This window comes from Halomonas sp. GT (assembly GCF_002082565.1).
Classification (GTDB): Bacteria; Pseudomonadota; Gammaproteobacteria; order Pseudomonadales; family Halomonadaceae; genus Vreelandella.
Window position 1 is genome coordinate 2,284,937 of record NZ_CP020562.1, and the last position, 26,840, is coordinate 2,311,776.

At 51.9% G+C, this 26,840-nt stretch carries 31 protein-coding genes; 7 read left to right on the forward strand and 24 right to left on the reverse strand.

Annotated elements, in window-relative coordinates:
• Positions 1–243: 243 nt before the first annotated feature.
• Together ccoM and B6A39_RS10700 are read right to left on the reverse strand one after the other, a co-directional pair.
• Entirely contained in the window at positions 244–369 is a 126-nt protein-coding gene (ccoM, locus tag B6A39_RS19210; protein WP_442906227.1) for a cytochrome c oxidase subunit CcoM, read from the reverse strand.
• Positions 370–610: 241 nt separating this feature from the next.
• Positions 611–1,129: an FKBP-type peptidyl-prolyl cis-trans isomerase gene (locus B6A39_RS10700; protein WP_083005297.1), complete on the reverse strand. Its 519-nt coding sequence runs from the start codon at positions 1,127–1,129 to the stop codon at positions 611–613.
• 118 nt (positions 1,130–1,247) lie between these two features.
• Between B6A39_RS10700 and B6A39_RS10705 the strand changes: the two genes are divergently transcribed.
• The gene (locus B6A39_RS10705; RefSeq protein WP_083005300.1) at positions 1,248–2,618 is read left to right on the forward strand and encodes an AmpG family muropeptide MFS transporter; all 1,371 of its coding nucleotides are present in this window, start codon (positions 1,248–1,250) and stop codon (positions 2,616–2,618) included.
• 2 nt (positions 2,619–2,620) lie between these two features.
• Here B6A39_RS10705 and B6A39_RS10710 read toward each other — a convergent pair whose 3' ends face one another.
• Both B6A39_RS10710 and B6A39_RS10715 read right to left on the reverse strand, forming a co-directional pair.
• Entirely contained in the window at positions 2,621–4,441 is a 1,821-nt protein-coding gene (locus tag B6A39_RS10710; RefSeq protein ID WP_083005304.1) for an SEC-C domain-containing protein, read from the reverse strand.
• An 82-nt stretch (positions 4,442–4,523) separates the two neighbouring features.
• A complete protein-coding gene (locus B6A39_RS10715; RefSeq protein WP_083007891.1) occupies positions 4,524–5,771 on the reverse strand; it encodes an ABC1 kinase family protein in 1,248 nt (415 codons plus the stop codon).
• Between the two features lie 192 nt (positions 5,772–5,963).
• Between B6A39_RS10715 and B6A39_RS10720 the strand changes: the two genes are divergently transcribed.
• Entirely contained in the window at positions 5,964–7,934 is a 1,971-nt protein-coding gene (locus tag B6A39_RS10720) for a DNA topoisomerase III (RefSeq protein WP_083005307.1), read from the forward strand.
• Between the two features lie 10 nt (positions 7,935–7,944).
• Here the strand turns inward: B6A39_RS10720 and B6A39_RS10725 are convergent, their stop codons facing one another.
• From B6A39_RS10725 to B6A39_RS10765, 9 genes are all read right to left on the reverse strand, one after another.
• Positions 7,945–8,322 (reverse strand): hypothetical protein, encoded by a 378-nt coding sequence (locus B6A39_RS10725; protein ID WP_083005310.1) that lies wholly within the window; start codon positions 8,320–8,322, stop codon positions 7,945–7,947.
• Positions 8,323–8,594: 272 nt separating this feature from the next.
• A complete protein-coding gene (locus B6A39_RS10730) occupies positions 8,595–9,002 on the reverse strand; it encodes a VOC family protein (RefSeq protein ID WP_083005313.1) in 408 nt (135 codons plus the stop codon).
• A gap of 119 nt (positions 9,003–9,121) precedes the next feature.
• Positions 9,122–11,077, reverse strand: coding sequence for a M48 family metallopeptidase (locus B6A39_RS10735; RefSeq protein ID WP_083005316.1), 1,956 nt, complete (start codon positions 11,075–11,077; stop codon positions 9,122–9,124).
• A gap of 25 nt (positions 11,078–11,102) precedes the next feature.
• On the reverse strand, positions 11,103–11,696 hold the full coding sequence (locus tag B6A39_RS10740) for a LemA family protein (protein WP_083005319.1): 594 nt from the start codon (positions 11,694–11,696) through the stop codon (positions 11,103–11,105).
• Positions 11,697–11,942: 246 nt separating this feature from the next.
• Positions 11,943–12,182: a hypothetical protein gene (locus tag B6A39_RS10745; protein WP_083005322.1), complete on the reverse strand. Its 240-nt coding sequence runs from the start codon at positions 12,180–12,182 to the stop codon at positions 11,943–11,945.
• Positions 12,183–12,252: 70 nt separating this feature from the next.
• The gene (locus B6A39_RS10750; RefSeq protein ID WP_083005326.1) at positions 12,253–13,566 is read right to left on the reverse strand and encodes a S8 family serine peptidase; all 1,314 of its coding nucleotides are present in this window, start codon (positions 13,564–13,566) and stop codon (positions 12,253–12,255) included.
• Positions 13,567–13,726: 160 nt separating this feature from the next.
• Positions 13,727–14,518 carry a type I methionyl aminopeptidase gene (gene map / locus B6A39_RS10755; protein ID WP_083005330.1) on the reverse strand — a complete coding sequence of 264 codons (792 nt, stop codon included), beginning with the start codon at positions 14,516–14,518 and terminating at the stop codon, positions 13,727–13,729.
• Positions 14,511–14,717, reverse strand: a complete 207-nt coding sequence (locus tag B6A39_RS10760) for a ParD-like family protein (protein WP_083005333.1) — start codon at positions 14,715–14,717, stop codon at positions 14,511–14,513. Before B6A39_RS10760 ends, map begins: the two co-directional genes overlap by 8 nt.
• 152 nt (positions 14,718–14,869) lie before the next feature.
• On the reverse strand, positions 14,870–15,280 hold the full coding sequence (locus tag B6A39_RS10765) for a DUF2784 domain-containing protein (RefSeq protein WP_083005336.1): 411 nt from the start codon (positions 15,278–15,280) through the stop codon (positions 14,870–14,872).
• 183 nt (positions 15,281–15,463) lie between these two features.
• Here B6A39_RS10765 and B6A39_RS10770 point away from each other — a divergent pair, with 183 nt between their 5' ends.
• Complete coding sequence (locus B6A39_RS10770; RefSeq protein ID WP_083005340.1) at positions 15,464–16,063, forward strand: cysteine hydrolase family protein; 600 nt, start codon at positions 15,464–15,466, stop codon at positions 16,061–16,063.
• A 62-nt stretch (positions 16,064–16,125) separates the two neighbouring features.
• Here the strand turns inward: B6A39_RS10770 and B6A39_RS10775 are convergent, their stop codons facing one another.
• The 7 genes from B6A39_RS10775 to B6A39_RS10805 form a co-directional block, all read right to left on the reverse strand.
• Complete coding sequence (locus B6A39_RS10775) at positions 16,126–16,818, reverse strand: hypothetical protein (protein WP_083005343.1); 693 nt, start codon at positions 16,816–16,818, stop codon at positions 16,126–16,128.
• A 196-nt stretch (positions 16,819–17,014) separates the two neighbouring features.
• Positions 17,015–17,647: an O-methyltransferase gene (locus B6A39_RS10780; protein WP_083005346.1), complete on the reverse strand. Its 633-nt coding sequence runs from the start codon at positions 17,645–17,647 to the stop codon at positions 17,015–17,017.
• Between the two features lie 256 nt (positions 17,648–17,903).
• Positions 17,904–18,071: a hypothetical protein gene (locus B6A39_RS18990; protein ID WP_198036709.1), complete on the reverse strand. Its 168-nt coding sequence runs from the start codon at positions 18,069–18,071 to the stop codon at positions 17,904–17,906.
• 369 nt (positions 18,072–18,440) lie between these two features.
• Positions 18,441–18,698, reverse strand: coding sequence for a hypothetical protein (locus B6A39_RS10790; protein ID WP_083005352.1), 258 nt, complete (start codon positions 18,696–18,698; stop codon positions 18,441–18,443).
• Positions 18,695–19,021, reverse strand: a complete 327-nt coding sequence (locus tag B6A39_RS10795; RefSeq protein ID WP_083005355.1) for a hypothetical protein — start codon at positions 19,019–19,021, stop codon at positions 18,695–18,697. The genes B6A39_RS10790 and B6A39_RS10795 overlap by 4 nt, the downstream gene beginning before the upstream one ends.
• A 48-nt stretch (positions 19,022–19,069) precedes the next feature.
• On the reverse strand, positions 19,070–19,573 hold the full coding sequence (locus tag B6A39_RS10800) for a hypothetical protein (protein WP_156886222.1): 504 nt from the start codon (positions 19,571–19,573) through the stop codon (positions 19,070–19,072).
• A gap of 120 nt (positions 19,574–19,693) precedes the next feature.
• Positions 19,694–20,089 (reverse strand): hypothetical protein, encoded by a 396-nt coding sequence (locus B6A39_RS10805; RefSeq protein WP_156886223.1) that lies wholly within the window; start codon positions 20,087–20,089, stop codon positions 19,694–19,696.
• Between the two features lie 571 nt (positions 20,090–20,660).
• On the opposite strand from B6A39_RS10805, the gene B6A39_RS19060 reads away from it, so the two are divergent.
• Together B6A39_RS19060 and B6A39_RS19065 are read left to right on the forward strand one after the other, a co-directional pair.
• Complete coding sequence (locus B6A39_RS19060) at positions 20,661–20,828, forward strand: hypothetical protein (RefSeq protein WP_232318699.1); 168 nt, start codon at positions 20,661–20,663, stop codon at positions 20,826–20,828.
• 17 nt (positions 20,829–20,845) lie between these two features.
• The gene (locus B6A39_RS19065; protein WP_232318773.1) at positions 20,846–21,037 is read left to right on the forward strand and encodes a hypothetical protein; all 192 of its coding nucleotides are present in this window, start codon (positions 20,846–20,848) and stop codon (positions 21,035–21,037) included.
• A gap of 141 nt (positions 21,038–21,178) precedes the next feature.
• Here B6A39_RS19065 and B6A39_RS10815 read toward each other — a convergent pair whose 3' ends face one another.
• Together B6A39_RS10815 and B6A39_RS10820 are read right to left on the reverse strand one after the other, a co-directional pair.
• Entirely contained in the window at positions 21,179–21,577 is a 399-nt protein-coding gene (locus B6A39_RS10815; RefSeq protein WP_009724591.1) for a hypothetical protein, read from the reverse strand.
• 325 nt (positions 21,578–21,902) lie between these two features.
• Positions 21,903–22,529 (reverse strand): LysE family translocator, encoded by a 627-nt coding sequence (locus tag B6A39_RS10820; RefSeq protein ID WP_083005362.1) that lies wholly within the window; start codon positions 22,527–22,529, stop codon positions 21,903–21,905.
• 252 nt (positions 22,530–22,781) lie between these two features.
• Between B6A39_RS10820 and glaH the strand changes: the two genes are divergently transcribed.
• Entirely contained in the window at positions 22,782–23,744 is a 963-nt protein-coding gene (gene glaH / locus B6A39_RS10825; RefSeq protein ID WP_083005366.1) for a glutarate dioxygenase GlaH, read from the forward strand.
• A gap of 63 nt (positions 23,745–23,807) precedes the next feature.
• A complete protein-coding gene (gene lhgO / locus B6A39_RS10830; protein ID WP_083005369.1) occupies positions 23,808–25,022 on the forward strand; it encodes an L-2-hydroxyglutarate oxidase in 1,215 nt (404 codons plus the stop codon).
• Between the two features lie 113 nt (positions 25,023–25,135).
• Here lhgO and B6A39_RS10835 read toward each other — a convergent pair whose 3' ends face one another.
• Positions 25,136–26,056 (reverse strand): extracellular catalytic domain type 1 short-chain-length polyhydroxyalkanoate depolymerase, encoded by a 921-nt coding sequence (locus B6A39_RS10835; protein ID WP_083007892.1) that lies wholly within the window; start codon positions 26,054–26,056, stop codon positions 25,136–25,138.
• A gap of 69 nt (positions 26,057–26,125) precedes the next feature.
• Positions 26,126–26,377: a hypothetical protein gene (locus B6A39_RS10840; protein WP_083005372.1), complete on the reverse strand. Its 252-nt coding sequence runs from the start codon at positions 26,375–26,377 to the stop codon at positions 26,126–26,128.
• Positions 26,378–26,840 lie beyond the last annotated feature (463 nt).

The following is a 26,840-nucleotide window of genomic DNA, read 5'->3' on the forward strand; positions in this document are numbered from 1 at the left end:
GACCTTGAAATAATGAAGAGCGCAACAGCGTATGGCAACGATTGAAGTAACAGCATTCATGGCAAATGGCTTCCTGGCGATACAGTGCCTTATTGTGCTGCCAGATACTTTACCAGACGGTTAATGCGAATACTCGGAAACAGTTTTTAATCAACAAAAAAAGCCGGCCCAATTGGGCCGGCAACAGGAAGCTCGCTGTTAAAAGCAAGCCCCCTCCCCTGACGACTGTCATCACAAACAGCGTTAATGCTTTTTACGTTCATCCTTACGGAGATGGTCGCGTACAATAAAACCTACCCAACCAATCATAAAAGCAATCATTAACGCGACAGTAACTAGACCGAAAATAACAGTATCATCCCAGTACATGGTGATCCCCTCCTGCCGTGATGTATGACACCATCCTAGTGCGTTGATAGCGGCAGGAAGCTGACCTGGGTCAAGCTTTTCAGCGGGGTTATTTGCGGCCTGTCAGGAACTTGATATGGGTCAGTTTTTAGCGCTCAAAGTACGCTGCAGCTTCAAAATACGCTGTCAATTTTGAGCACGCCGAAGATTTAAAGCCTGTGAAACTTAAAGCCTGTGAAACTTAAAGCCCTAAAACTTGCAGCTAAAGCACTTTTCGATCTTCTACTTTACTGTGTTCAGTTCCCGGCGGTAGAGGATGGCCTTTAGCTAGCTCTGCACGGGTTGCATCTCGTACATCCAGCACGTTTACTTGGTAGCGAAGCGTGTGACCTGCCAGCGGATGGTTTGTATCGACCGTTACCATGTCACCATCAATACTCATCACCGTGACAATTTGCGGGCCTGCTTCACCTTCTGTTTGGAAACGGCTACCTGGTTCAAGCGTCGCGCTGCCAAACGACGCACGGCTCACCTCCTGCACCAAGTCTTCATTACGGAGGCCGTAGGCATCAGCAGGCGCAAGCGTGACACGCAGCTCATCTCCAGCGGCTTTATCTTCCAAGGCACTCTCTAAACCGGGCAAAATATTATCGTGTCCATGGAGATACTCTAAGGGCTTATCACGCGCGTTGGAGTCATCTAGCACGCGGGTACTGCCATCGCTAAGCACATCGCTTAACACGTAGTGTAAAGTGACTACCTGATGGGCTGTAATCGACATTGAAAACTCCTCTCCGGTAAGCTATCGGCTTTGTCATGGATATCAGGCCTAGTCTACCACTGACCGGTTTTTAGCGGGCCTCGATGCAGACGTTTTCTTTCCTGGAGTGTTAACCAACATGCCCACCCCTATTCCCCAGCGCAGCTGGCTGGATGCGCTAGGTATTTACTGTCGTGCGCCTGTCATCACCATGCTGTTTCTAGGTTTTTCTGCAGGCCTGCCTTTTTTACTGGTGTTCTCAACCCTTTCTGCATGGCTACGCAGTGACGGTGTAGAAGTTGCCGCGATTGGCTTCTTTGCCTGGATTGGCATGCTCTACTCAATCAAGTTTTTTTGGGCGCCTATCGTTGACCGGCTTGCACTTCCGATCCTGACCCGCACGTTTGGCCAACGACGTGGCTGGATGCTGCTTGCCCAGGGGATGATTGCAGCTGGGCTAATTGGCTTAGCGGGAGTCAGTCCGGTAGGCAACCTAGGCTGGGTAGCAACCTTTGCGCTGCTGGTAGCCTTTGGCTCGGCCACACAGGATATCGCCATTGACGCGTACCGCATCGAATCCGCGGATGACGATGTACAAGCCGCAATGGCCTCTACTTATATTATCGGTTACCGCGGGGGGCTGTTAGCCGCAGGAGCAGGGGCGCTTTATGTGGCATCCGCGATTTCCTGGAACGCAGCGTATCTCTGCATGGCTGCGCTTGTGGGCATTGGCGTGCTCACCGTACTCATTCGACCTGAACCTAAGCGCGCATCGCTGACAGTTCAGCTCATTCACGAACCCAAAGTACGCGCCTTCATTCGTGCCAGCCGTGGCCAACCGAAAGTTTTGCGACGTCTAGGTGCTTGGGTGATTGGTGCCATTGTGTGCCCTTTCACCGACTTCTTCCGCCGCTATGGGGTGAAGGCGTTGGGCATTTTAGTGTTTATCGCGGTGTTCCGAATTAGCGACCTTGCCATGGCCTCTATGGCAAATCCGCTATATATCGATTTAGGCTTTTCACTGGCCACCATCGCCAACGTCACCAATATTTTTGGTATTGCCATGAGCATTACAGGGGGCATTCTTGGTGGTTTGCTGGTCGCTCGCTACGGCATTGGGCCACTGCTAATCATTGGCGCAGGCTTTGTCATGGTGACCAACCTGCTGTTTGCCGCGTTAGCATTGATAGGTAATCAGCTTCCTATGCTGGTCGTCACCATTATTGGCGACAACCTTGCCAACGGCTTAGCCAGCGCTGTCTTTATTGCGTTTCTTTCCAGCTTAACCTCGCGGGCTTATACCGCCACCCAATACGCACTGTTTTCGTCGTTAATGACGCTACCAGGAAAGTTTCTGAGCGGTTTTGGCGGGCTGGTCGTCACGGCTCAGGGATACGCCACCTTCTTCGTAGTGGCTACCCTGCTCGGCTTACCCGCCATTCTGCTAGCCATCTGGATCAGCCGAGATAAGCAATTGGTGCCTACCCCAGTGATCGCAGAAGCAAAATAAAACTAGCGATGATCCGCCAACCACGCCAGCGCGCCTGGCGTGGTGCGCCACTGGTCACGCATCAACGTACGATACTGCCATGCTTCCGCACGGGAACCGGGATCTACCTGACCATCCGCATGGGGCATAGAAGGCCGTGGATTCTCTGCACACAAAAGCTCAAGCGCATAGCGATTATGGGCGATCACATCCGCCAACGCTGCTTCGGCGGCATCGTGGTTTTCCAAACGATATAGCGCCAGCGTACGGCCCATCAATAACCCCAGCTCTAAAGAACCATCGTCCTTTTGTGGCTCATCAGTGAGCGCTAACGCTTCTTCATTGCGGTCATCCCGCAGCAATTGGTCAAGCACTAGCTCTCTCAACCCAAGGCTATCTTCCTGATCTATAGCTAGCAGCTCTTCAGCCAACTCGCGTGAGTGCTGGCGCGCTCCGCGCTCCATGCCCACCACCAGTGCAAGGCCAGTACGCAGCAGCATGGCGTTATCGGCATCATCCCAACACAGGCTGCCGTCACCGGCTGCACGGGCTTGTTCTAACCAGCGGGAAAGGCGCAGTGCCAGGGGTTCCAGCAGGCTCGGTGCCATCCACGGCAGGCTACCAAAGCGGCTGGTCAGCGCTAACGTTAAATCTTGCACTACCTGGGGCGCATCTAACCATTCTGGGTGGGCACATAGCTCAGACATCCACTCTATCGCGTTGCCCCAGGGGTCATCGCGAAAGCCCAAGGCGACCTCTTCATCGACCATGACTTGAAACTGTTCGTGCCAAGCCGCAAACAGGGTTTCTTCACGAGCAGTGGTTGTGTAGTGCAACCTACCGGAATCGGCATCTTGCTCAATGGTAAGCTTCGGTGCGATTGGAAGTGCCGACAACAGCGCCTGTAGCGATACTAGCGGCGTCGCCATATCTTCTTCGGCGCTCAACAGCTGGTCGGCCAAGGTGGCACCAGGATTTTCAGCTAGAGCAGCCAGAAATTCGAGCTGCTCTTCATCCAAGTCGCCCTGGCGAACCAAGCGACGGTACCAGAAGTTAGCTCGCTCTTTGGCCTCTTCCTCATGACCTTCATGCAGCAGCAACATGGCTTCAATGTAGGCTAGCGTCGGTGAGTCCGGTAGTGCCTGCTGGGCTTTCACGAACGCAGCGCGGGCGCTGTCTAAGTCATCGTTATCCAGGTGCATGAGGCACAACCGCTCAAGCGCCACACCGCGCAAAAACAGTGGACCGCGTTCCATAACGTCATCAAGCAGGTCAGCACGTTTGCGGGTAAACCCGCGCTCTTGATAGATATCTAACAGAATTTCGAAAGCAGGCTCGGCCTGCTCCGGCAGTCGCGACCAATCACTACCGTCGAACAGTGACTCAAGAATCTGCATTGAACGACCGGTTTGACCGCTTTCAGCAGCAATTAGCCCGGCTTCTAATAACGCCTGGGCAGGTGCTTGCTGACTTTCCAGCGCCGCTTTCAGCGTAGCGCCTTTCCACTCACGCAGGGAAAGCATCCACATCATCTGCTCAGGAATATCCGTGGGGAAGTCAACGCGGTAGCAGCACTGTTTGAATTTACGCCCTGAATCACACCAGCAAGGCTCGTTACGCCCTGGGGTGGCCAATGGTTCGTTCGCAAAATTAAGCCGCTCTAGCGGCGTTTGCGACCATAAAATAGGCGCAAGCGCCTGGGCAGTTGCCACATCGCCATTAAACGAATCTGCGCCTTCGGCACGTACCCAGGTCATAAAATCGGGGTAGTGTTCCTGCTTCCTAATTGCCGAGAGTGCCCCAGAGGCAAATCCCAGCAGTTGATCGACCCATACCGCCAGCATTGCCGTCTCCACTGTCTTCAAAACGCGATTGAAAAGCGCAATAGTCTAGCATGACAGGCGGCGCTCCCGCAGCGGCAATTAGTTAAGGTCTACGCGCCCAGGCTAGCAGCGGCTCGGTGCGCGTATGCATATCCAGACGCGCTTTCAGACGTACTAAGTTCCAATAGTGCCCATTCAGTGCCCGGGAGAGCAGCAACGTATCCGCAGGCGGCTGCAGCCGATCCATGGCGGCCCACACTTTTGGCGTTAGCTCGCGCAGGCGGCGGTGTACCCGCACATCGCTGAAGTCCTGCTCACCAGGGGAGAATAGGGGTGACACACACTCAGCGGACTCTCGATAAAGTGCCAGTGGCGCGCCCTGCCCCTGGCGGCCGCCCATTTTCATTAACGCATCATCCATTGCCATCGGATCTTGCGCAAGGGTGGCATCTAATAGCTGCATCATGGCTTTTAGCCGCGCTTCGGGCACAGGTATGACCGCACCAAAATCGTAGATGACCAAGCGCCCTTCGGCATCCGCCGCAAAGTTACCGGCGTGGGGGTCGGCATGCAGCTCACCGTAGGTAAACAGCTCCTCGGTAATCCAATCAGCCAACGCCACGGCCACTTTCTGACGAGTGCCATCATCAGTGTTTTCTAAATCCCGCAGTGGTGTGCCACCCACGTAACGCATCGCCAACACATGCTGCCCGGATAACTCAAACAGTGGTTCGGGTATGACTAACTGAGGGTTATCCTGATACCGCTCGCGATAGCGAGCCAGCGCCCGTGCTTCGGCGTGATAATCCAATTCTTCACGCAGCCCTGCCGCTAACTCTTCAAATAGCGCATCCAAACGCGCTTGAGGCACTTTAAACCAGCGACCCAAGCTCATGATCCGTTTGACCTGTTTAAGATCGCTTTCCAACACATCCGCCAGCCCAGGGTACTGCACTTTCAGCACCACGGTTTCACCTGCATGAGTTACTGCTTTATGCACCTGCCCCATGGAAGCACTCGCAAACGGACGCTCTTCTATATCGCTAAAGTACTGATCAATATCGCCGTATTGCAGTAGCAACGCTTCATGGATACGCGGCCAAGGCATTGGTTCTGCTTGACGCTGTAAGCGAGCAAGCTCATTTGCCAGGTCTGGGGGCAGCAGGTCATCCCACTGGGACATAATCTGCGCCAGTTTCATGGCCGGGCCTTTTAACTCCGAAAGCCCTTCAAACAGCGCTTCACCTAGCGCCCGCCAATCTGCTTGACCACCTAGACGAGTTTTCAGCAGCGCCCCGCCCGTGCGGGCACCCAGACCCAATAAACGTCGTGTTCTGCCGCGTTCGCGCATGAAAATCGCCTCGTTAATTGCTTTTTGACAGCTTACCCAATTTGTTAATTTTATACAAAAACTATACACAGAAATAAATTCATCCATTTACAAAACAACCTACTAGCCATCTATCACACGAGCTAGACGCTAACCTGTTGCGGGTTCTGCTAAGATGGCAACTTGTTGTTACCAGACAGGGCTAGACACTGTATGCGCTTGATTATCGCCGAGAAACCCAGCCTTGCACGGGCCATAGCCGACGCGCTGCCCGACAGCGCAAAACGCCAGGATGGCGCTATGATCTGCGGCGACACCACCGTCACTTGGTGCCTAGGCCATTTGCTAGAACAGGCCCCGCCCGAGGCTTACGACCCTGCTGATAAACAGTGGCGACTAGACCGGCTACCCATTGTGCCGCAGCAGTGGAAACTAATGCCGCGCCCTAAGGCGCGAGGGCAACTGGCAGTGATTCGCAAGCTGATTAAGCAGGCTACCAGCGTTGTGCACGCTGGCGATCCAGACCGCGAAGGCCAGTTACTGGTGCAGGAAGTGATTGAGTACATGAAGTATCGCGGCCCTGTTCAGAGGCTGCTGATCAGCGACCTTAACAAACCCGCCGTGAGCCGTGCACTTGCCAAGCTTCGCTCCAATATGGAATACCAGCCGCTGTTTCAAGCGGCACAGGCGCGCTCGCGTGCTGACTGGCTTTACGGCATTAATTTAACCCGCGCCTGGACGCTAACCGGCCGCCAAGCAGGGCATGACGGCGTGCTTTCCGTTGGCCGTGTGCAAACACCAGTACTCGGATTGATCGTGCGCCGCGACAATGCCATTCGTGATTTCAAGCCTCACCCGTTCTACCCGCTATGGGTGGATTTACAGGTGGCACAAGGTCAGCTGCGCGCCTGGTGGGCACCCAAAGAGCACCAGCCCTTAGATGAGCAAGGGCGGCTGATCGATCGCACCCCCGCCGATGCCTTAGCAGCACAGCTTCCTGGCGCACGGGGCACCCTAACCACCCTCGATCAACAGGAAAAGCGACAAGCGCCGCCGCTACCCTATTCGCTCTCCGCGTTACAAGTAGATGCCGCGCGCCGCCATGGGCTTTCCGCACAGATGGTGCTGGATATTTGCCAGCGGCTTTATGAACAGCACAAGTTAATCACCTACCCTCGCTCCGACTGCCGCTACCTGCCCGAAGAACATCTAGCGCTGGCCCAGCGTAGCTTGAGCAGCGCCTGCCAAAACGATGACACGCTGCGTCAGTGGCTGGGTGGTGCTGACTTTACCCTGCGCTCAAAAGCCTGGAACGACAAACAGGTAGGCGCGCACCATGCCCTAGCGCCCACCGGCAAGCCCGCAGACTTTAGCCAACTTTCCGCCACTGAAGGCCATGTATTTCGGTTAATTGTGCGCAATGTGATGGCGCAGTTTTATCGGCCGCTGCGCACCTTTGAGGTGAAAGCAGAGTTCACCCTGCTAGATGAAGCTTTCCGTGCCCGCGGCCAGAGCATTCTTGATCACGGTTGGAAGCCACTCTTCACCACCCGCGACGAAACTCCGCCGCTACCGCCGCTCACTCAGGGGGAAGCCTGCCCAGCGCTTGGCGCAGGCGTTGAGGAGAAAGAAACTCGCCCGCCAGAGCCGTTCACTGATGCCAGTTTAATTAAAGCGATGATGAACATTGGCCGCTACGTGGATGACCCTAACGTGCGCCGTACGCTACGTGACACCGACGGCCTTGGCACCGAAGCAACCCGTGCAGGTATTATTGAAACGCTGGTACAGCGTGGCTACTTGGTACGTCAGCAAAAAGCCCTGCGTGCCACTAAACTCGGCTGCGCGCTGATTGCCGCCTTGCCAAGCGCCGTAAGCACGCCAGAACGCACTGCGCTTTGGGAACAGCGGCTTAGGGCGATCTCAGAACAGCAGGATGACCCCGGCGCATTTCAGCAAGCACTCTTGGATGATCTACGTGGCCTGCTCACCCACAGCGATGCGGCCAAGCTGAGACACAGCCTACAGACCGCCCAAGGTGAAGATACCTCACCTGCCAAACGCGGGACAAAAACACGCAAAAGCTACACAAAAAGAAAAAGTACTGCAGGCAGGACAAGTACGACAGATAGGAAAAGTACGACAGGCAGGAGGAGCACCACAGCCAAGAAAAAAACCAGTTAATTGGCAAAGGTTAAAAGCTCAACCAAATCAAAAAAATCAATCCATAAACGGCCAGCGTCCCTAAGGTCACTGGCCCTAGAACGCGCACCTTTTGCCCGCAGAAAACAACTCCGTCGCTCCCTTCAAGCACCATTGCACGGTCTGCAAATTTCTTATAGCGGTAACTTGCAACCACTTCAAAACCAGCAAATAAAAAAGCAGCAACAATGCCAATGGCACGCATATAGTTAGCATCACTTACACAGACTTGGTTCAAAAAGTAATTAGAAGCCAAGATGCCCACGGTTAAAGCAACACAAATCCCCAGCATGACAAAACGTATCGCGCCAAGGTGGCGGAGCTGGTTCATTAGTTCAGAGAATTGAACGTCTGTTGTTATGGTCGACATATCACTTCCCCGCTGCGGGTCAGGTAAGCTGCATCGATGAGGAGATCCTCACGGAGAAGTACACCACTCTCTGCTACGTTCAACCATACGAAATTAAAATCGACCTACCTAGCTGTTACGCTCAATCCATATCAGCAAAATAGATGAAAATACTCATTAATAGATGGTACTAACGCCGAAGAAAATTACTTACTACTTTTCAGTGCGCCCGACCCTCTCAAGGGAAACATCCAGCAGTACAAGCTGCTAATCCAAAAGCAATATTATTAGCACTAATTCGATAGGTTAAGCTGCCAAGAAACACCATACCTATCGTTCAGCCAACCAAACTTCTCGCTAAAGCCATAATTAGCCAATGGCATCAATTCAGTACCGCCTTCTCCCAAGGCTCGAAATGCTTCTTCGATTTCGCGTTCTGACTCACACTCAACACGCAAGGAGATAGATGGCGTAAAACTAAACTGATGATCAAGATGGCTATCCATTGCCATGAAGGTGGTGTTATTAATTGTGAACCACGCAGCCTTAACCGTCCCGGCGGGTTCATACTCACTAGTTTCATGATGCTGAATATCAATAATCTTCGAGTTGGCAAACACAGATGTATACAGCTTAATGGCCTCTTCTGCTTTACCGGCTTGAGCACCCACAAACATCAGCGACGTTGTTATAGACTTCATGTTGGCCTCCGTTTCGGTTTTAAGTAGCCCGCTTTCTCGGCAATATCTGCAAAATAGTGCGATATCATGGACATGCTCAGATATCGCACGGGGCTGACCATGTCTTATCTAATAACAGTCTATGTCTCATCTGATAACAGTGGCGGCATAGGGCAGTCGAGGATATCGGCCATTACTCGGAACAACTCAGCTTCGGCTGGGCGAATATGTCCGCTATGCTCAATGCAGCGCGCCATGGCTTGCAGAAGAACGGGCTTTTGCAACGGCTTTAAGCGCCGTAAGCGCTCCACGGCCAAGCTTAATGCCCGCATATCACTTACCTCGTCAATTGCAGACAAGGCGAACGGCAGCTCGCTTTCCGCTGCATTAATCGCTGCGCTAATCTCGTCAGGGTTATCCTGGCCAGCCGCTGCCAGCACACTGAGTAGGCGCTGGCACTCTCGCTGTAAATCGCCGAGTTTAAGATGAGCGAGTCCACTGTTCTTTTCGCCCAGATTGTTCAACAGCAGCTGATACAGCGTCCATTCAAACAAGCTGACGTGGCCATCCGCGTTGATCAACCGCTCCATACAGAGGCGAAAGTGCTGAGACTGCTCAACGGAAAGTGACTTTAAGGCTGGTAGTGCCAACTCAACCAGCGGTAGGCGTAACGCCACCTCCAGCCTCAATACTTCGGGGCCAATGTCTATCAGCACTCGATAAACATCTGGCAAGGCAATTTGTTGTAATGCCTCTAACTGCTGCTCACGAACTGGCTGTTCATCGCTTAACAGCAGCGCATAGATTAACGCACGAGCAGTATAGGGTTCATGGGCTGCGGTTTTGATTCGTTCTGGCAGCGCCTCTAGCGTTGCCCTGGCTTGCGCCAGATGGCGTTGACTGGGCTGGCCGATAGCGTTAATGGCCGTTTGAGCAGAAGCTGCGGTTAATACAGCAGTCAACGTCCCTCTGCTTAGCTTCGCATCAGAACGGTCGTCACTGCCACCTTCACTATCATCTTCATTATCTACTGAACCAAGGGCGTCATGATCAGTGTGCCGCGGGGGCCAGCGAACCTCAAAGCGGCCATCCCAGTCTGGCATTACCCGCTGAATACGATTTTTAAGTGGCGGGTGGGTTGCCATCATACGCGTAAACCCCAGCTTTATGCCCTGGCCGAAAAACAGGTGGCTGAATTCCGCTGCCTGAGGCGCTTTCAGATAGGAACCCTGGCTATGCGAGCCAATCTTGACCAGCGCATTACCAATGCCATAGGGGTTACGGGTGAACTGTACTGCCGAAGCATCCGCCAAATATTCGCGCTGACGACTGACCGCTGACTTAATCAAATTGCCAAAAAAGGTGCCTGCATAGCCGACCACCATTAGCGCCGCTCCCAACCCCAAAATTACCGCCGCGGAGTTGTTACGTTTATTGCCGCCAGCACGCCGATAGCGCATGCTACGTAGCAAAATACCACCCAATAACCCAATCAATAGAATACCGTGGAGGATGCTCACCAAGCGTATGTTTAGCCGCATATCGCCGTACAGAATATGACTAAATTCATGCGCAACGACCCCCTGCAACTCATCCCGTGTCAGGTTGCGTATGGTGCCACGGGTGATACCGATCACCGCATCGGTGGTTTGGTACCCTGCCGCAAAAGCATTAATGCCCTCTTCCTCTACGACATAAACAGAGGGCACCGGCGTACCCGATGCAATGGCCATTTCTTCAACGACATTGAGAATGCGGCGTTCATCGGCGTCGTGGGTATTTAGGTTAATCTCACGCCCACCAAGCGCTTCAGCGACTGCCCGGCCACCACCACTTAGCTGACGCTGTTTGAATAGACCGCCCAGTACCACAACAGCCAGCACCCCGATAGCCACACCAGCAACTAGCTGGAATGAGAGCGCGGACCACATTCCCTGCGCCGAAAGACTGGGTTGTTCTGCGCCATCCATCAGATGCAAGGCGATGGCAACGACCAATGTCGTTACGATAACCAACGCCAGCACTGCAAGTACCAGCAAGATAACCAGATGCCAGGTTCTGCGCCGAGCGTGTTCCTGAGCTGTGAAAAAATCCATGTAATCCAGGCTCCTACGCCATAACTTAGAACGACACTTTGGGTGCCACCTGGATCTGGGCGCTGTCTTCAAACTCTAACAGCGAAGCATCTTGGCCATGCCCAAACATGCCCGCCACCGCCACGGGGGGGAAGCTCTGCCGATAAGTGTTGTAGTGCATCACCGCATCATTAAATGACTGACGTGCAAAAGCCACCTTGTTTTCCGTGCTGGTGAGTTCTTCTGACAACTGCATCATATTTTGCGAAGCTTTTAGGTCTGGGTAAGCTTCCATGACGACATTGAGCCGTCCCATCGCTTGAGTTAGTGCACCCTCAGCACCACCAAGATCAGCAATCGCCTTGGCGCTACCAGGGTTCGCCGCCGCCGCTTTAAGTCCGGCCACTGCCGTGTTGCGAGCCTCAATGACTGACTGCAGCGTTTCCCGCTCATGGCTCAGATAGCCTTTGGCGGTCTCTACCAGGTTAGGAATTAGGTCATGCCGCCGCTTAAGTTGTACTTCAATCTGGGCAAAGGCATTCTCAAAGCGATTTTTCAACGAAACAAGACGGTTGTAGATTCCGATAACGTAAAACGCGATAACGGCGGCGACTACCAAAACGACAATGAGTGTCAGCATTAGGGTCCATCCTTAGTGTTAGCTGTAGTTAGCAGAAAATTGCTAGCAGAAAATTGCTAGCGGAAAAATAATAGCATTTGAGATTCTTATGCGTATTAACGGAAACGCGCATTTGGCCGCACTACAAACTTGCTGCCAGCCATTCGATCGGCCTTGCAAACTCATCACCTCTTAAAAGCGCTGCCTAAATCTCTGCAGTGTTGATTTTTTTCATTTGCATCACGTCGAGCCACCTATTAATTGAACTTACCAAGTTTCACTGGTCCCTGGCGGCCCCATATCGATCTGGATATCAGGCGCAATATCGACGACGCCTTCGATCTTTTTTAGTCGCTCAGCGGTGTCGTTGTCTGCTGATCCGGTAATACAGCCAATTTCCTCAAGCACATCCCGAATGGTTAACCCTTCAGCACTAAGCTGAGTAGCTATTTCATTAATCGGCTGATCGCTTGAAATCGTCACTATCCAGAGCTCTATATTGGCCATCGATCTTACCTTCGAAGTTTGCGCTCTAGGCAGGCCATTTGGAGTGCCTGCCTAGAGACAATCTGCCATATCAAGGTGCTTGTACCAACCCAGCGCCTACTCGGCTGTCGTCAAACGGCAAGCGCCGCGCTGAAGCCAATAGTTGCTCCCAAAGCTTCATTCCTCGCAGAGAGGAGTCGGACTCTGCCCAGAGTGCAGCACAACCCGCCACGTGAGGCGCGGCCATACTAGTACCACTAATGGTTTTGTAGTGAACTGGCCGAGGCCATGACGAAAAAACATCCCCCCCAGGCGCTGCAATTTCAACCTTGCCCGCGTTAGAAAAGCTAGAAGGCTTCAGGTTGGCGTCAAGCGATGCAACGGACATAATGGTGGGTGAGTTAGCCGGAGCGCCAGTGTTGGCAGAGGAATTGCCAGCGGCAGCGATAATCAGGCAGCCATTGCGCAGCGCCGCTGCGCCAGCGTGCGTGTAGGCGGCTTGCACAGGGCTTTGACTGCCAAGCGACATTGAGATCACTTCGCACCGATTAGCAATTGCCCAATTCATTCCCGCCAGCACCCCTGCCCCAGTACTGCTGCCTGAGTTGGTGAGCACCTTGCCGACCAGTACTTGAGAGCCAAACGCTATGCCGTAGCGCAACGGGTTTCCGGAAGGTATTTGAGGACCACAGGCCGTACCAATACAGTGCGTTCCGTGGCCATTGATATCATGGACTGGCTCCCCAACGAATGAGCGGGTCTTGAACTCCCTGCCCTCAAAATCCGGGTGACCAAGATCCATCCCGGTGTCCAACACGGCGACTTTTATGCCAGCACCACTCCAACTGCTTTGCAAAACCTGGCATTGGGCCAATCCCCAAGTCGCCTCGCGCTCACTAGATTCAAGATCCCTTTCGCTTTCACTCTGTTCAATGTCAGCACCAAGGTCTCGAGCGATAACGCTGGCTGCCCGCAGAAAGCCTCGGAGGTATTCAGAACTTTCTGAGAACGCAAAATACTCGGGCTCAATAATCTCTATGGGGCTCTCTGCTGATATCTCGTCGTGAATACTCATCCCATGCAGCTGTAACGCATCGCCACCAACGAGCGCAACGCCAAGTTCAGGAAACACCATCGCCTCTGCATCTCCGGCATCTTCCAGGCTAACCGCTTGATCGGTGAAATCGCGCGCATCAGCGACTCGGAAGTTTTGCGCCTTTAGCGATTTAATGCCTTCTTCTACACGCCCGTCGCGATAGCTAATCAGAAATCGCCCAGTTTCCAGGCAACTACCGCCACGCTCCAAGGCTGCCAACAGCAGTTTTTCGGCACCGCACGACACAGAGGCGCGTGGCTCTATTGCTGGTGTGCTACCGTTTGGGTTACCTGTCGGTTTTTTCGCCATCGTAGACATCCTTTTCGTTTAGCTATTAAGCGATAGGGCGCAGGTGCTTTTCCAATATCCCAATGCACTAGAAAGCATGCGTACCTAGAGCACCCACATTTTCAGCTTAACGCACCTGAAGTGCTTCGCCAGATGGATTTGAAAGGATGAAGTACGATGATTAATGGTTAATGGACGTAGGGATGGTTTCATCGTCGCGAAGTGTTAACACTTCGAAACCGGATGAGGTGACCGCAATCGTGTGCTCCCACTGTGCAGACAACTTCTTGTCACTGGTAACCACTGTCCAGCCATCTTTCTTGGTTTTTATCTTGGCTTTCCCCTGGTTAACCATCGGCTCTATGGTAAATACCATACCCTCTTGTAAAACCAGCCCTTTGCCCTTCTTCCCATAATGCAACACCTGGGGCTCTTCGTGCATTTCTCGGCCAATTCCATGCCCACAATACTCACGAACGATAGAGTAGCCCTGTTTTTCAGCATATTGCTGAATCGCGTGACCTACATCACCTAACGTTGCGCCAGGCTTAACCGCTTGTATCCCTTGCCACATGGACTCGTAGGTTTTATCGACCAGTCGCTTGGCATAGGGCTTTACATCTCCAAGAAGGTACATCTTGCTTGAATCTGCGATAAACCCGCCCTTCTCTAAGGTAATATCGACATTAACGATATCGCCTGACTTAAGTTTTTGCGTTTCAGATGGAATACCATGACAAACCACATGGTTGACTGACGCGTTCAACACATACTGGTAGCCATACTGCCCCTTGCTGGCAGGACGAGCCTGTAACTGGTCAACGATATAACGCTCGGCCCAATGATTAATATCCATCGTGGAGATGCCGGGCACTATTTGTTTATCGAGATAACTGAAAACTGATGCGAGTAGCCGCCCGGCCTCGCGCATTACGCGCAGTTCCTCTGCACTTTTCAGCGTTACCTTAGCCACCAATCACCTTCCTTAAATCAACATCGGCTTGCTGCATTTGGTCACGCATAATTTCAGAGAAGGTCATGCTCGGATTAGCCTCCGCGAGCATCCCTACTTTTATCCAATATTCAGCCTGCGCATTAATGGAACGCACCATCACCGAACTCGCCTTGCGCACATCTTCGTGTAGCCGGTCATTAATTTTCACGATCCCCATAGCGCTCTCTCAAAACATACGAAATGAATATAAAACATATACGAATCATATATCATCAACCATTGAGCAACAAGCTTCCCTGCCATTAGCGCAGCATGCCTCACCAATGTATAGCGCTTGGTTAGCCGGGTTCGAAGCAGGATCTGAAAAAACTAACGGACGTGTGCATTTGGCCGCACAACAAACCAGCTAGCCAGCACCAAGCTCCCAAACAGGGTATAAACCACGATAAATACCCATTCCGGCAACGTGAAATAGAGCAGGCTCTGCAGCCAATATTGAATAAAAGAACCCGCATAAGTGCCCGCCCCAGCCTTGGCCCGCAGCGCCATTTCCCACGTGGTTAACGGGCATACAATACCAAGCCATGCCTGCACGACCACATAACCAATGGCACACAGATGAATGATTCGGAATGTCCGGTGTCGCACCCACTGCCATTGCAGAAAATACCCTACATAGATAGCCACCAAGCTAAAGACGACAAACGCCACAAACAGCACATGGAGAACCAGTACCGAATCCGCCAGAAGCAAGAGTAACGTTTGTTGAGTCATAGTCATCTAGGTCATCCTCAAAAAGTGATCAACCTCCCTATCGACAAATGGCTAATTAAATTAGCCGATATTGAATAACGAACCCATGTACGCTGTGACCTGTATCATCGACTGTGGCCATAAGCCTGTCGTTATTACACTGACGCCGCTCTCTTTTAAACAACAATCAATAGCATCAAGGAGTTATTAATGACCACACTTGTCACACTACGTGAACTTTCAGGGCTTGAGCTCACCCCTAGCAAACTTTCTGAGTCTGCATTAATCCTTATCGATTGCCAAAATACCTACCGGGAAGGCGTCATGCAGTTAGAAGGCGTGGAAGAAGCCCTGGTAGAAGCCAAAAAACTCCTTGAAAAAGCGCGCGAGGCTGGTACTCCGATCATTCATATTCAGCATAATAGCGGGGAAGGATCGCCTTACGATATTAATGCGCCCATTGGACAGATCGCAGATATAGTAAAGCCGATAGACGGCGAGCCGGTTATCACTAAAGCGTTTCCCAACGCCTTCGTTCAGACCGATCTTGAAGCACAGTTGAAAAAGGTCGGCTGCAACAAACTGGTGCTAGCTGGTTTCATGACCCATATGTGTGTTAACTCCACTGCCCACGGTGCATTCAACCTTGGGTTTGACGTGACAGTAGTTGCCAGTGCGACCGCTACCCGCTCGCTTCAAGCTGACCAAGGCAAGACGTTGTCAGCTAAAGCGGTTCATGAGGGGGCGTTAGCGTCAACGCGAGATCTGTATGCCGCAGTGGTGGATACCGTCGACGACCTCCCCGTTTAATAAGCGGGGAGATCGTTTAACTTGATGCGCGGCGAGGAGGAATTGTTATAGCGCCTAACTTGTTAGGGCGTTTGCGCTTCGTCGCGTATCACTCTGAGCGAAGTGATTTCAATGGTAAGCGCATCACGCGTTTTTTCTAAGTCACTTACCTGCTCACTGACCGCGGCAAGCTGGGTATTGGCCTCTTCAAGTTCAGTGTTGAGCGCCTCAAGGTCTTCTTCAGCCTGCCTCCGAGCCTCTTCTGCATCTTCCTGCAACTGTTGAGCGGCATCGCGGGCTGCTTCAGCCTCTTTTTTATCCTCATCTACCTCGGCGTATGTTTCATTCAATTCTTCTAGGCGGTCCTGCTTTTCGCCTACTTGCTCATCTAGGGTGGCAACCTCTTCTTCGCGAGATTCACGCTCACCCCGTAAAGCGCTCAAATCTTCTTCAGCGTTGGCGATGTCTGCTCGCGTTGAAGCAAGTTCGGCCTCAGCTTCCGCCTGCTCAGCCTCAAGGGCGTTCATTCTCTGCTGTAAGGTTGCTAGGTCAAGCTCCGCGGCTTCAACCTCAGACATCTGCGCCTGAATCTGCTGATGCTCTCGCTCAGTTTCGACCAAGCGCGCTTCGAGCGCTTCCTTACTGTCTTGTCGCGACCCTGCGATAGTGTGCGCAACGATAGCCCAGACCACCGCAATAATGGCGATGGCTAAGATCACCTTTACACGGTTGTCGCTCAACAGTTCAATCGTCGATGGTTTAGTAGTCCCTGTCATTGGTGCATTCCTCTCGCTTAAGGGCTATCGCTACTATGATGGCTAACATATGAACGCTAGCGGGTCTTTAACTGATCCATTGTTAATATGAAGGAAAGTTCATGGTTCGGCTAGGAGCGACCATTCAACACATACCAATTTAGCACTTGAATTAACTGCCCTAATTATCTCAATACGCCTAGCGGGCACTTCCCACTCATTGCGACCATTGAGCGCCAGCACCACCTCGACAGGCGGAAAAACCAAAACAGCGCGTTGCCAGAAACTCCCCCTTACCAACAGAGACGGTACAAGTGGTGAAATCTGGGTCTGCCGACACCAGCGCCATGAAACTAGCCATTTCATCGGCATGAGAAGTGGCGTTATCCACCACAAGAAGCCCACCTTCTCTCAAGACCCGCTTAATATTCGGCCACCACTGCACATACTCAGAACGGTTAGAATCGAGAAAGAGCAGATCGAATGAAGAATCGTCCACGCTTTCCAACAACTTGCCAGCATTACATTGCAGCGGGGTAATGTAGTCAGAAAGCCCCGAGCGCTCGAAATTCGTGGCTGCCAGATCGAACTTGTATTCGGAAAGCTCCACTGTCGTGACGTGCCCGGAAATCTTCTGAGCTGCCTGGGCAAACCACAAGGTGGAATAGCCATTAGAGGTACCAATCTCCAGCACTCGTGTTGCGTTCGTGGCTTGGGTAAGTACTGAAAGAAACTCCCCCGTATCACGGGTGATATTCAGCATACGATGCGGGCGATCAGCAATGGCAGCATCGTTTTCCTGACCAAACTGCTCTAACTCGGTTAGCAACTCGCGTAATGATTCGTCCACACTTGCCCCCTAGCAATCTAAACAGCTTTAAAACGAGAGCCGACTGGCCAGGCTCAGAAGATGGTAAAACATCATGCCCACCTAGCTTAGAAACGTAACGTTTTAAGATTAACGCACATAATGAACTTCACCAGATTGATCGAAGGCCTGAAATCGGCCAGGAGCGGATGTTAAAGAGTTTTCAGATTAATGATGTTCACAACATCTATTCCACTCCCCCCTTCCCTAAAACGCGGAGCGTGGCGGTCTGGAAATGTCAGTTTCCGTCCTTAAATTTTGCTTTACAATTGCCGCTCATGCACATGGTACAGTAGTGCTCTCTATCCTCATGCTGGGCACCCTCAGCGATGATAATGCCGCAGCCGTTGCAGAACAGGGTGCCAATCCCGTCTTCGAATTTCACAATTGCATGTTCGTAGTCCATAAAGTTCTCCGCGAAGACCCCATCCTGCAAGAACGGGTAGTAATAGCTTGTCAGCAAAAGCCGATCTTTATCTGATATTTCCTTCGATGGCGCTATCAGGCGTCAGTTCAATTTCCTCTCGACCATCAGGTTGATACAGATAATAACAACGCACCTAAACAGCAAAGGCTAAGCAATTCTCTCCCTGGCAACAGATGCATTCAGTGCCATGATTCTCGGATATGCAACTCTGCATCACCAAAGTTGGCTTGGCCGCTATCGGCCAAAAGCGGTCTTTTAGTTGTCACTGATGTAGCGCTTTAACGCCCGCCATCACCGGTGACAAAACCGGCGCGAACCACAGGTTTTGGCGTCCGGTGCATGGCTTGGTTAGGAATCACTTTCGATCACTCCCAAAAGCTTCTTAAACTCACTTTCCAGTTCGTTTAACACTGGCGGCACCTCCTCGCGCAAACGTTTGTAGGATTGCATCCAGAGACCGGTCTCGTCCGACTTATACTCCTCGTTCCCCATCTGCGCAGTATCAAACTCGATTAAAACGTCTCGCAAGGTACCTATCAGCGTTTCAGCTTTGTCAGCGGCATCATTGGGAAGGAATATCCGGTTTTGGTAAAAATAAGCACTCATGTCATTATAAATTTCGGCTGTTTGCTTCTTTTTTCAGTGAGTGGCTGGCTACCCTGCTGAAAGATGCCTACAAGATCGGCAGCTGAAGATTTGCTCTTGGCGATTTTTCCATACAAGTTCGCTATCACCTCTGCTTGCCGTTGATGGATCGTCGAAAATCGCTGCTGGTGCTCGAAATTTGCACGATCTAGCTCGCTTTTATAGTGCTGAATATCTCGGGCAAAACCTTGCGAAATAACTGTTTTGAGTATCCAGGCGACAGCCGCCACTACCAATGTTGGGGCGACGATAAGGCCTGCAAGTTGTTGCCAGTATTCTTCCATGTGTATTCCTAACGCGTGCGCTCAGCCGCGGACAGGCCGCGTAGCGGGCTAGCCGTCGGATGCAGCGCCTTGTTGGGGCAGGCTTCGGGGATGGCTATCGAGAATCGATGACACGGCTGCCGGACGCGCTGGAGGGGGCTCGGCGACCAGCGCCGCAGGGTTGTAGAAGAAGACAATGACGAAAGCAGCAAGTGCCCCGCCAGCCTTTAGCCATCCAGAGATCTGCACTTCAAGGAATCCGCTAAACGTGCCAGTAAAGCCACCCACGGCTACCGCTAAGACTATACGGAATACCTGATACTGAAATGGCGTCGGATTCGGAACGATCAGCGCAATCACGAGGATCGTTATGAGAAAAGCCACACCGAAAATTGCGGCGAACATCTTCTCCGCACCCTTGCTCATGGCAGCCACCGTGTTGAATGTGAAGGTGTGACTAGCTTGTTCTTTTCCGGGCTTCGCGATCTGCGTTCTATGCAGGCGGTACGAGGCGCTTATCTCTAGTGTGTCATCAGGGTGTAGATCACGGATGCTCCCATGCCCTTCTGCCATAGGAACTTCCCCCACTTCTTCGCCATTTACCTTAAACGTGATTCGAGGTCCGAGAAGCGGCCTCCCATCTGCGTCTCGAACGCTTACGTCAAAGTCACGGTTTCCGCGAGCCATTGCCATCTATGCACAAATTCGCACAGTAGAGTTGCCGACCGCGCAGACAACGCAAGGTTGACCAGAGGTACCGTCGGCGCAGCGGGCTTCGCGCTTTCCCCCCGTAACGCGCTGACGCGACGTGGGCAACGAGAACGTGTGGGATGATCGATCTGCGCCAATTGTCGTCTGGGCTTCGTAGCCATCAGCTTCGATTAAAACTGTCACAGGTCCCAACGAAGCCGGATATCGGATTGTGGCTTCTCCGTCGGACTCTTCGATCCCGCCGAGATATGCGTCGCGAGCATATAAGTTGATGGTTACTCCATAGAACACCTGGCCAGCGCCGTCCAATACTTGAATGCGAAACTGATGCATTGGGGACGCCTTTGGCATGGGCGCGCCCGCTGATCCTGACGACATAGTAGGTCTCCATTTTGTAGTACTTCATCATCGCAGCTTAAGTCTTGCCCATTCATTCTAAGTCCCAACAGCGTATTAGACGGCGCGTTCTATTATTGAATCAACGTGCTGGCACTTTTTTCCGGAAAATGCAGCCTGCCAGATTCTTCCAAGCCTATGATTCTTTCAGATATTAATTTCCATTAGGCTATATATCCAAAACTCGCGCGCCTGCTGCATTTCCCAGAATTTCCGCTCAGGGTCGAGCCCCGACCTTAAATTAACCTTAGCACATGATGTGCACGAATTGATCCATTCTTTGACCTCCACCCGATGGAGGAAAATTCCATGAACGTCTCGACAGAAATCTCCTTTACACCTTGGAATAAAGGCAAGTTGGTTGGGCAGAAGACACCTCTACGTCTTAGAGATATCTGGGCCATCCGTGTTCAGCTACAACTTGCAAAGAAAGACACGAGATCTTGCCCTCTTCAATTTAGCCATCGATAGCAAGTTACGGGGCTGCGATCTCGTCAATTTACGGGTACGGGATATAGCTCATGGTGCGTGCATATCTCCACGAGCCATTGTGATGCAGCAAAAGGCACATCGGCCTGTCCAGTTCGAAATTACCGAGCAAACTCGAATCGCTATTATCGACTGGATACTGCTTGCTCAGCTCCGAAGCGAAGACTTCCTGTTTCCCAGCCGAATCAATAGCGCAAAGCATCTTCAACGCGCCAATATGCCCGTATTGTAAAAGCCTGGGTCACCGAAATAGGTCTAGATCCGTCAATGTATGGCACGCACACGATGCGTCGTACAAAAGCTTCGCTGATATACCGCCGCACGAAAAACTTTAGGGCAGTGCAACTGCTCCTGGGTCACACGAAGCTGGAAAGCACCGTCAGGTATCTAGGGATAGAGGTTGATTACGCGTTGGAAATGGCAGAACAGACAGAAGTTTGATGAGGATAAACGAAGGCCTATTTTGGGCCGTCGTTGTCCGGCCAAGAGAGGACATTCAGCGTTGGTTGATATAACGCCCGCCATAATTAGCCGCTTGGAGCACAGCGTAAAGCGGTCAAATTGATGGCTTTGTTATGCTTTTTATTTTTGGTAGCCAGTATATTGGATTACATCAAGGCACTGCCGTGCAGTTCTTGGCATATCAGCACGAGCAGCAACATCGAACCTGTTAGACCGTGTTTCAAACATGACAACTGCCTTCTTAAATTTACTATTTATTAGCCTTAAAATACTTAACCCCAATTGAGCCTGTTCTTCAGTTAAACCACTTTCGTCAATGAGTTTGTCGAAATGACGGCATGCAGCGAAAAAAGCATTGAGTCGCTGCTTAACAGAAAGAAAACCTATACCCGGCATTGCTGCACTTACAGATAGAGCCGCTTCATTTGCTGCTCTCCAATTAACATCGATCTCTTCCAGGTCTTTTTCATGAAAGCTGCCATTCCTGTTAAGAATCGCAATAAATTGATCTTTGTTCATTCGTTACCTCCATGAAGCATTACAGTGCTGAACCAGCATCCCGCGTTGGCCGAATGTCCGCCCAGGGTCGAAAACGGACTTCTAGCAAGGTGTCTAATCGCAGTAACCGACTCCGCTTACTTTCATTCAACAACCTGCAAATATCAAAATCTACTTAGCCTCAAAGCTAGCAGATAATGATTGCTGCCGTCATTAGAAATTAGTCGTCTAGCTCTGGTCTCACCATGGACAGTAGCGGGATGCCGCCACTTATTGTGAATGCTGGCCTCCCTGATCATGGTTAATTCCAGTGGTTTCCTGACAAGCTAAAATCACCAAACGCCTATTACGTAGGCCGCTTAGCCAGCAATGCCCAGACACCCGCCGAAGAGAGCAGTGTTCCCCCCACGACATTGAAACGGCGCTGGGCGCGGCGCGAGGTAAGCATCTTGCGCACAGATGAGGCGAACACCGCGTAAAGCGTGGCATTGAGTGTCGCTAACGCCACGAACGTGACTGCCAGAATCCACAACTGCTGCCCCGCATTAGCGCCCGGGCTAACAAATTGCGGCAAAAAAGCGACGAAAAATATGATGCCTTTGGGGTTCAGTGCCGTGACCAAATAGGTATTGGTGAACAGCTTCCAGCGCGACCCTGATACGGCGGGTGTTACCGGCTGAACCGACGATATCCCGGCACGCAACAGCTTTATGCCCATATAGAGCAGGTACAAACCGCCAATCCATTTGATAACGGTGAACCAAAACGCCGAAGCAGCCAAAACAGCACCCAAGCCAAGTAGCGAAAAAATCAGCGCCGTGGAATCGCCTAGAGCAACCGCAGCGACAAGCGGAATATTGGCGCGCCTGCCTTGGGCGATGGAGTAGCTGACAACCGTCAAAATCGTCGGGCCAGGAATAGCGAGCAAGGCCACGGATGCAAGGGCAAAGGCAAACCAAATCTCGATAGACATAGGGCAGCACCTTAGAAGTCATCATGACTAAGTTAGCATAAGCCGCAGAAGGCTGGGGTCCCCCATTAGCAACGCCCTCTGAGATCCCCACTATTTTGACGATGAGAGCTCCCCTGGTGGTCGAGCTTGCATCATCTTTTTAACTAAATAAATATAAAACGTTGACGAAATATAAAAATGTAGATATTTTTTAAGCGTAGGTTATTTATTCAGCCGGTTCTTTTTCACCCTTTTGCTAAAGAGAGGCGTCCAATGAACGCTCCAGCCACTATCCCCGCACAGCAGCATCATGGTTTCACCGTTGGCCGCTCACCGCAGTCGGACCGCTTACTGCAACTGAGCTTCCCAAAAGAGACAGTGCAAGCGTTTCTTGACGCCGTGTCGGAATGGCCGGTTCAGGCACTGGAATATAAGTCTTTCCTGCGTTTTCGAGTGGCCAAGATTCTTGATGACCTATGCAAGAACACCTTACAACCGGTGTTGATCGATACCATGGTGGATCGGGATACGGGGGCATTTCTGGTGACGCCAGAGGGGCTGGATCAGGTTGAGCAGGCCGACGAGATGGTGATATTCGCCACGGCGGTGGCTCACCTAATGGGACGCTCAAATTACGATGCTATGAGCGGCCAGTACTATGCGCGGTTTGTGGTGAAGAATGTCGATAACTCAGACAGCTACCTACGTCAGCCGCACCGCGTGATGGAGCTGCATAACGACGGTACGTTCGTGGAGCAGGACACCGACTACGTGTTGATGATGAAAGTCGACGAACAGAACATGCAAGGTGGCAACTCACTACTGCTGCACCTCGATGACTGGGAAGGGTTAGACAGTTTCTACTCTCACCCACTGGCGCGCCGTAACATGCGCTGGACCGCGCCGCCCAGTAAGAATGTTGATCGCGACATTTACCACCCCGTATTCGATGTGGATACCGAGGGTCGCCCGATCATGGCCTACATTGACCAATTTGTTCAGCCGAAGAACTTTGAGGAAGGCAACTGGCTAGCCAATCTTTCTGATTCGCTGGAAGGTAGTCAACATAAGCTATCGATTCCGGTATCTACCGGCAGCTTCTTGCTTATTAACAATCACTTCTGGCTACATGGGCGTGACCGCTTTACCCCGCACCCTGACCTGCGTCGTGAGTTGATGCGTCAGCGTGGCTATTTCACACATGCCAAAACGCTACGCCAGCCGCGTCAGGTATAATCATCAAAATAAGTCGGCCACCGCCATAACGGTGGCCTCTTCCCCTTGACTACCGAGACGCCTATGTACGACTACATTATTATCGGGGGCGGCATTCTTGGGCTGTCGACGGCCATGCAGCTTATCCGCGCCTACCCTGACAAGAAGATGCTGCTGGTTGAGAAAGAGGATGGTCCTGCCCGCCATCAAACTGGCCACAACAGTGGTGTGATTCATGCAGGGGTTTACTACACGCCCGGCAGCTTAAAGGCGCGTTTTTGTTTAGAGGGAAACCTCGCCACCAAAGCGTTTTGTGACGAACATAAGATTGCCTACGATGAATGCGGCAAGCTTCTAGTCGCCACGAATGACCTCGAACTTCAGCGTATGAAAGCACTGTGGGAGCGCACGGAGGCTAATGGCCTAGAGCGGTATTGGCTGACGGCAGAGGAACTGCACGAACGAGAGCCTAATATTACCGGCGTCGGCGGTATCTTTGTCCCTTCCAGCGGTATCGTGAATTATGCTGAGGTTGCTGCCGCGATGGGGCGCGAATTCGAAGCCGCTGGCGGCGAGATCCGCTATACCACGTCAGTGACCGGCTTAAGTGAGCGAACCAATGAGGTGGTGGTATCCACCAGCCAGGGCGATTTTTCTACCCGCTATATGGTGTCCTGCTCAGGCCTGATGGCAGATCGAGTAGTACGCATGCTGGGTATCGAGCCAGACTTCACCATCTGCCCCTTCCGCGGCGAGTACTTCCGCCTTCCCGCGCAGCATAATCAAATCGTCAACCACCTGATCTACCCAATTCCTGACCCGTCGATGCCGTTTCTTGGCGTTCACCTAACGCGCATGATTGACGGCAGCGTGACGGTCGGCCCCAACGCGGTACTGGCCTGGAAACGTGAAGGCTATCGAAAGACCGACTTCTCGTTTTCCGATACGCTAGCCATGTTGCGTCATAGCGGCATTCGTCAGGTGCTGAAAGACAACCTGCGCCCAGGGCTTTCCGAGTTTAAAAACTCGCTCTATAAAAAAGGCTACCTTCAGCAAGTGCGTAAGTACTGCCCAAGCTTAACGCTGTCAGATCTTGAGCCTTATCCTGCTGGCGTGCGCGCCCAAGCAGTGTCCAACGATGGCAAGCTGGTCGACGACTTCTTGTTCGTCAATACGCCTCGTACTGTCAACGTGTGTAACGCACCCTCGCCTGCGGCTACGTCAGCGATTCCCATTGGGGCGTATATCGTAGAGAAAGTTAAGCAGCAGGTTGGAGCTAGCGTCGCCGTGATGAGCTAACACATCACCCCGTGTCGCCTGAGTCTTTAACCGCTCATGGGGGGCTCGGCCTACACATGGATGTCTAAACGGTGGCAGCGGAACATGCCCAGCCACCGTTTGACGGTATTTTATTACGAATCTTTCACAGCCTCAGTAAGGCCCCAGAAATGGGCGATGTGTCGGGTCGAAGAAATGCCAACCTCCAGCATGTACTTGTCTTCTTCACCGAGCCCCTCTTCACCATCGGCCATAATTGGCGTGCCGTGTCCCATTCCTTCGATGATGTACTCTTCAATCACGTCCCGTTTGTCAGGGTTGCTCCAAACCTGTCGAGGAAAGCCGTCAACCTTCTCCACCCTTGTCGGCGGCCCTTCAACCTTGTGAACTTTCTGCCACTGCCGAACGATAGAGTCAGCGTTGGAATGGTCAACGGTCGAGTCGCTGCTGCCATGCCAGACCGAGATCGTTGGCCAAGGGCCATCAAAGGTCGAGGCCCCGCGCACCAGCTCATCAAGCTTGCTATCTGACGGGCCGCCAAATCCTTTCATGCGAACGGCCGCTTCCATCAGGTTATCCGCACTGCGGTAAGGTAGCCCAGCGATAATCGCGCCACCTGCGAACACTTCCGGATAGGTCGCCAGCATCACAGACGTCATGGCGCCACCCGAAGACATCCCCGTGATAAAGACCCGTGCAGGGTCGATGTCATGATCCTCAACGACTCTTTCAATCATATGGCGAATAGATAGTGGCTCGCCTCCGCCTCGGCGGCTGTCGCCAGACTTGAACCAGTTGAAGCTGCTAATCGGGTTGTTACTTTTCCTTTGCTCAGGATACAAAAGTGCTATCCCGCACTCGTCGGCAAGCGCCGACCAGCCTGACCCAAGATCATAACCCTCTGCAGATTGGGTGCTCCCATGCAGAACAACCACAAGTGGCCCATTTTTAGAGAAGTTCTTAGGGATATAGGTGTCTGCATGCAATGCCCCAGGATCCGCGCCGAACTCTTTCAAATCGGTCAGGCGATTTTGACTACCTGAAGTTCTCGGCATAAGGCCTCCGTTGCCAACATAGTCTGGAACATACTGTTTGTAGAAAAAGTCTGCGGTAGGCAGCATCATTTAAGAAGGCTCCTTGTAAAACTTTAACAGCTTCTGCTGAGATTGATCGCTGAACTCCCCAGCCATTGGGCCGTTCGGCTTATTTACCTCAGCTACCTTCTGCTGGCTACGAACAGCCACTGGAATTAGCGCCACCGCATATAATGCAAGGCCCACCGCAGCAAGGAGTGTTCTAGTAATAAGCGAATCTTGAGCGGTGACCGCCAAAAGTATGGCTATCGTTCCGAGCGTGAGCGCAAAAATAATTTTCATAACGTTTTCCTGACAGTGGATCGGCTTAATGCAGACTCACGCGATCCTATACACATAAATACCTATCGGTACGCCAGGCATGGTAACTCGCCATTCATAATGAACATTGATAAACCATGAAGTCGGCATCTGCTCGGCCGAGGGTAAAGATTGCTCATTAAAAAAAGGCTGGGGCTATATAATCCGAGAAATATTTATTGCTTAGCAAAGAAGCAATAACACTTCTTTTAATACAACAATCTAACGCTGAGCTTTAATCAGTGAAATCACTAAAAATGGTGTCGCACTCCTTGCGACACCAAACTAAGAGAATTATAGTGGCGCTGCCTTCCTGGCAGCGCATAGCGCAACATCCTTGTTTAGACACTTCCTTTGTCCCGCTTAACCTCAAGATAGACCTTAAAAGACGCTGTCACTGTGCGCTGGCGAACGTAGTACTGTTTAATTTAAAAAATACGAACTA

Excerpts from the sequence above, each read along its gene's own strand:
- B6A39_RS10715 (WP_083007891.1), bottom strand. The coding sequence starts at position 5,771 with ATGCGCGAACGCGGCAGAACACGACGTTTATTGGGTCTGGGTGCCCGC.
- B6A39_RS10770 (WP_083005340.1), top strand. The coding sequence starts at position 15,464 with ATGACCACACTTGTCACACTACGTGAACTTTCAGGGCTTGAGCTCACC.
- B6A39_RS10745 (WP_083005322.1), bottom strand. The coding sequence starts at position 12,182 with ATGGCCAATATAGAGCTCTGGATAGTGACGATTTCAAGCGATCAGCCG.
- B6A39_RS10815 (WP_009724591.1), bottom strand. The coding sequence starts at position 21,577 with ATGAACAAAGATCAATTTATTGCGATTCTTAACAGGAATGGCAGCTTT.
- B6A39_RS10835 (WP_083007892.1), bottom strand. The coding sequence starts at position 26,056 with ATGCCGAGAACTTCAGGTAGTCAAAATCGCCTGACCGATTTGAAAGAG.
- glaH (WP_083005366.1), top strand. The coding sequence starts at position 22,782 with ATGAACGCTCCAGCCACTATCCCCGCACAGCAGCATCATGGTTTCACC.
- B6A39_RS10720 (WP_083005307.1), top strand. The coding sequence starts at position 5,964 with ATGCGCTTGATTATCGCCGAGAAACCCAGCCTTGCACGGGCCATAGCC.
- B6A39_RS10820 (WP_083005362.1), bottom strand. The coding sequence starts at position 22,529 with ATGTCTATCGAGATTTGGTTTGCCTTTGCCCTTGCATCCGTGGCCTTG.
- B6A39_RS10790 (WP_083005352.1), bottom strand. The coding sequence starts at position 18,698 with ATGAGTGCTTATTTTTACCAAAACCGGATATTCCTTCCCAATGATGCC.
- B6A39_RS10730 (WP_083005313.1), bottom strand. The coding sequence starts at position 9,002 with ATGAAGTCTATAACAACGTCGCTGATGTTTGTGGGTGCTCAAGCCGGT.
- B6A39_RS10750 (WP_083005326.1), bottom strand. The coding sequence starts at position 13,566 with ATGGCGAAAAAACCGACAGGTAACCCAAACGGTAGCACACCAGCAATA.
- B6A39_RS10800 (WP_156886222.1), bottom strand. The coding sequence starts at position 19,573 with ATGGCAGAAGGGCATGGGAGCATCCGTGATCTACACCCTGATGACACA.
- B6A39_RS10760 (WP_083005333.1), bottom strand. The coding sequence starts at position 14,717 with ATGGGGATCGTGAAAATTAATGACCGGCTACACGAAGATGTGCGCAAG.
- lhgO (WP_083005369.1), top strand. The coding sequence starts at position 23,808 with ATGTACGACTACATTATTATCGGGGGCGGCATTCTTGGGCTGTCGACG.
- B6A39_RS10740 (WP_083005319.1), bottom strand. The coding sequence starts at position 11,696 with ATGCTGACACTCATTGTCGTTTTGGTAGTCGCCGCCGTTATCGCGTTT.
- B6A39_RS10700 (WP_083005297.1), bottom strand. The coding sequence starts at position 1,129 with ATGTCGATTACAGCCCATCAGGTAGTCACTTTACACTACGTGTTAAGC.
- B6A39_RS10765 (WP_083005336.1), bottom strand. The coding sequence starts at position 15,280 with ATGACTATGACTCAACAAACGTTACTCTTGCTTCTGGCGGATTCGGTA.
- B6A39_RS19060 (WP_232318699.1), top strand. The coding sequence starts at position 20,661 with ATGCAGCAAAAGGCACATCGGCCTGTCCAGTTCGAAATTACCGAGCAA.
- B6A39_RS10710 (WP_083005304.1), bottom strand. The coding sequence starts at position 4,441 with ATGCTGGCGGTATGGGTCGATCAACTGCTGGGATTTGCCTCTGGGGCA.
- B6A39_RS10840 (WP_083005372.1), bottom strand. The coding sequence starts at position 26,377 with ATGAAAATTATTTTTGCGCTCACGCTCGGAACGATAGCCATACTTTTG.
- B6A39_RS10805 (WP_156886223.1), bottom strand. The coding sequence starts at position 20,089 with ATGTCGTCAGGATCAGCGGGCGCGCCCATGCCAAAGGCGTCCCCAATG.
- B6A39_RS10725 (WP_083005310.1), bottom strand. The coding sequence starts at position 8,322 with ATGTCGACCATAACAACAGACGTTCAATTCTCTGAACTAATGAACCAG.
- B6A39_RS10705 (WP_083005300.1), top strand. The coding sequence starts at position 1,248 with ATGCCCACCCCTATTCCCCAGCGCAGCTGGCTGGATGCGCTAGGTATT.
- ccoM (WP_442906227.1), bottom strand. The coding sequence starts at position 369 with ATGTACTGGGATGATACTGTTATTTTCGGTCTAGTTACTGTCGCGTTA.
- B6A39_RS10775 (WP_083005343.1), bottom strand. The coding sequence starts at position 16,818 with ATGACAGGGACTACTAAACCATCGACGATTGAACTGTTGAGCGACAAC.
- B6A39_RS18990 (WP_198036709.1), bottom strand. The coding sequence starts at position 18,071 with ATGGACTACGAACATGCAATTGTGAAATTCGAAGACGGGATTGGCACC.
- B6A39_RS10795 (WP_083005355.1), bottom strand. The coding sequence starts at position 19,021 with ATGGAAGAATACTGGCAACAACTTGCAGGCCTTATCGTCGCCCCAACA.
- B6A39_RS10735 (WP_083005316.1), bottom strand. The coding sequence starts at position 11,077 with ATGGATTTTTTCACAGCTCAGGAACACGCTCGGCGCAGAACCTGGCAT.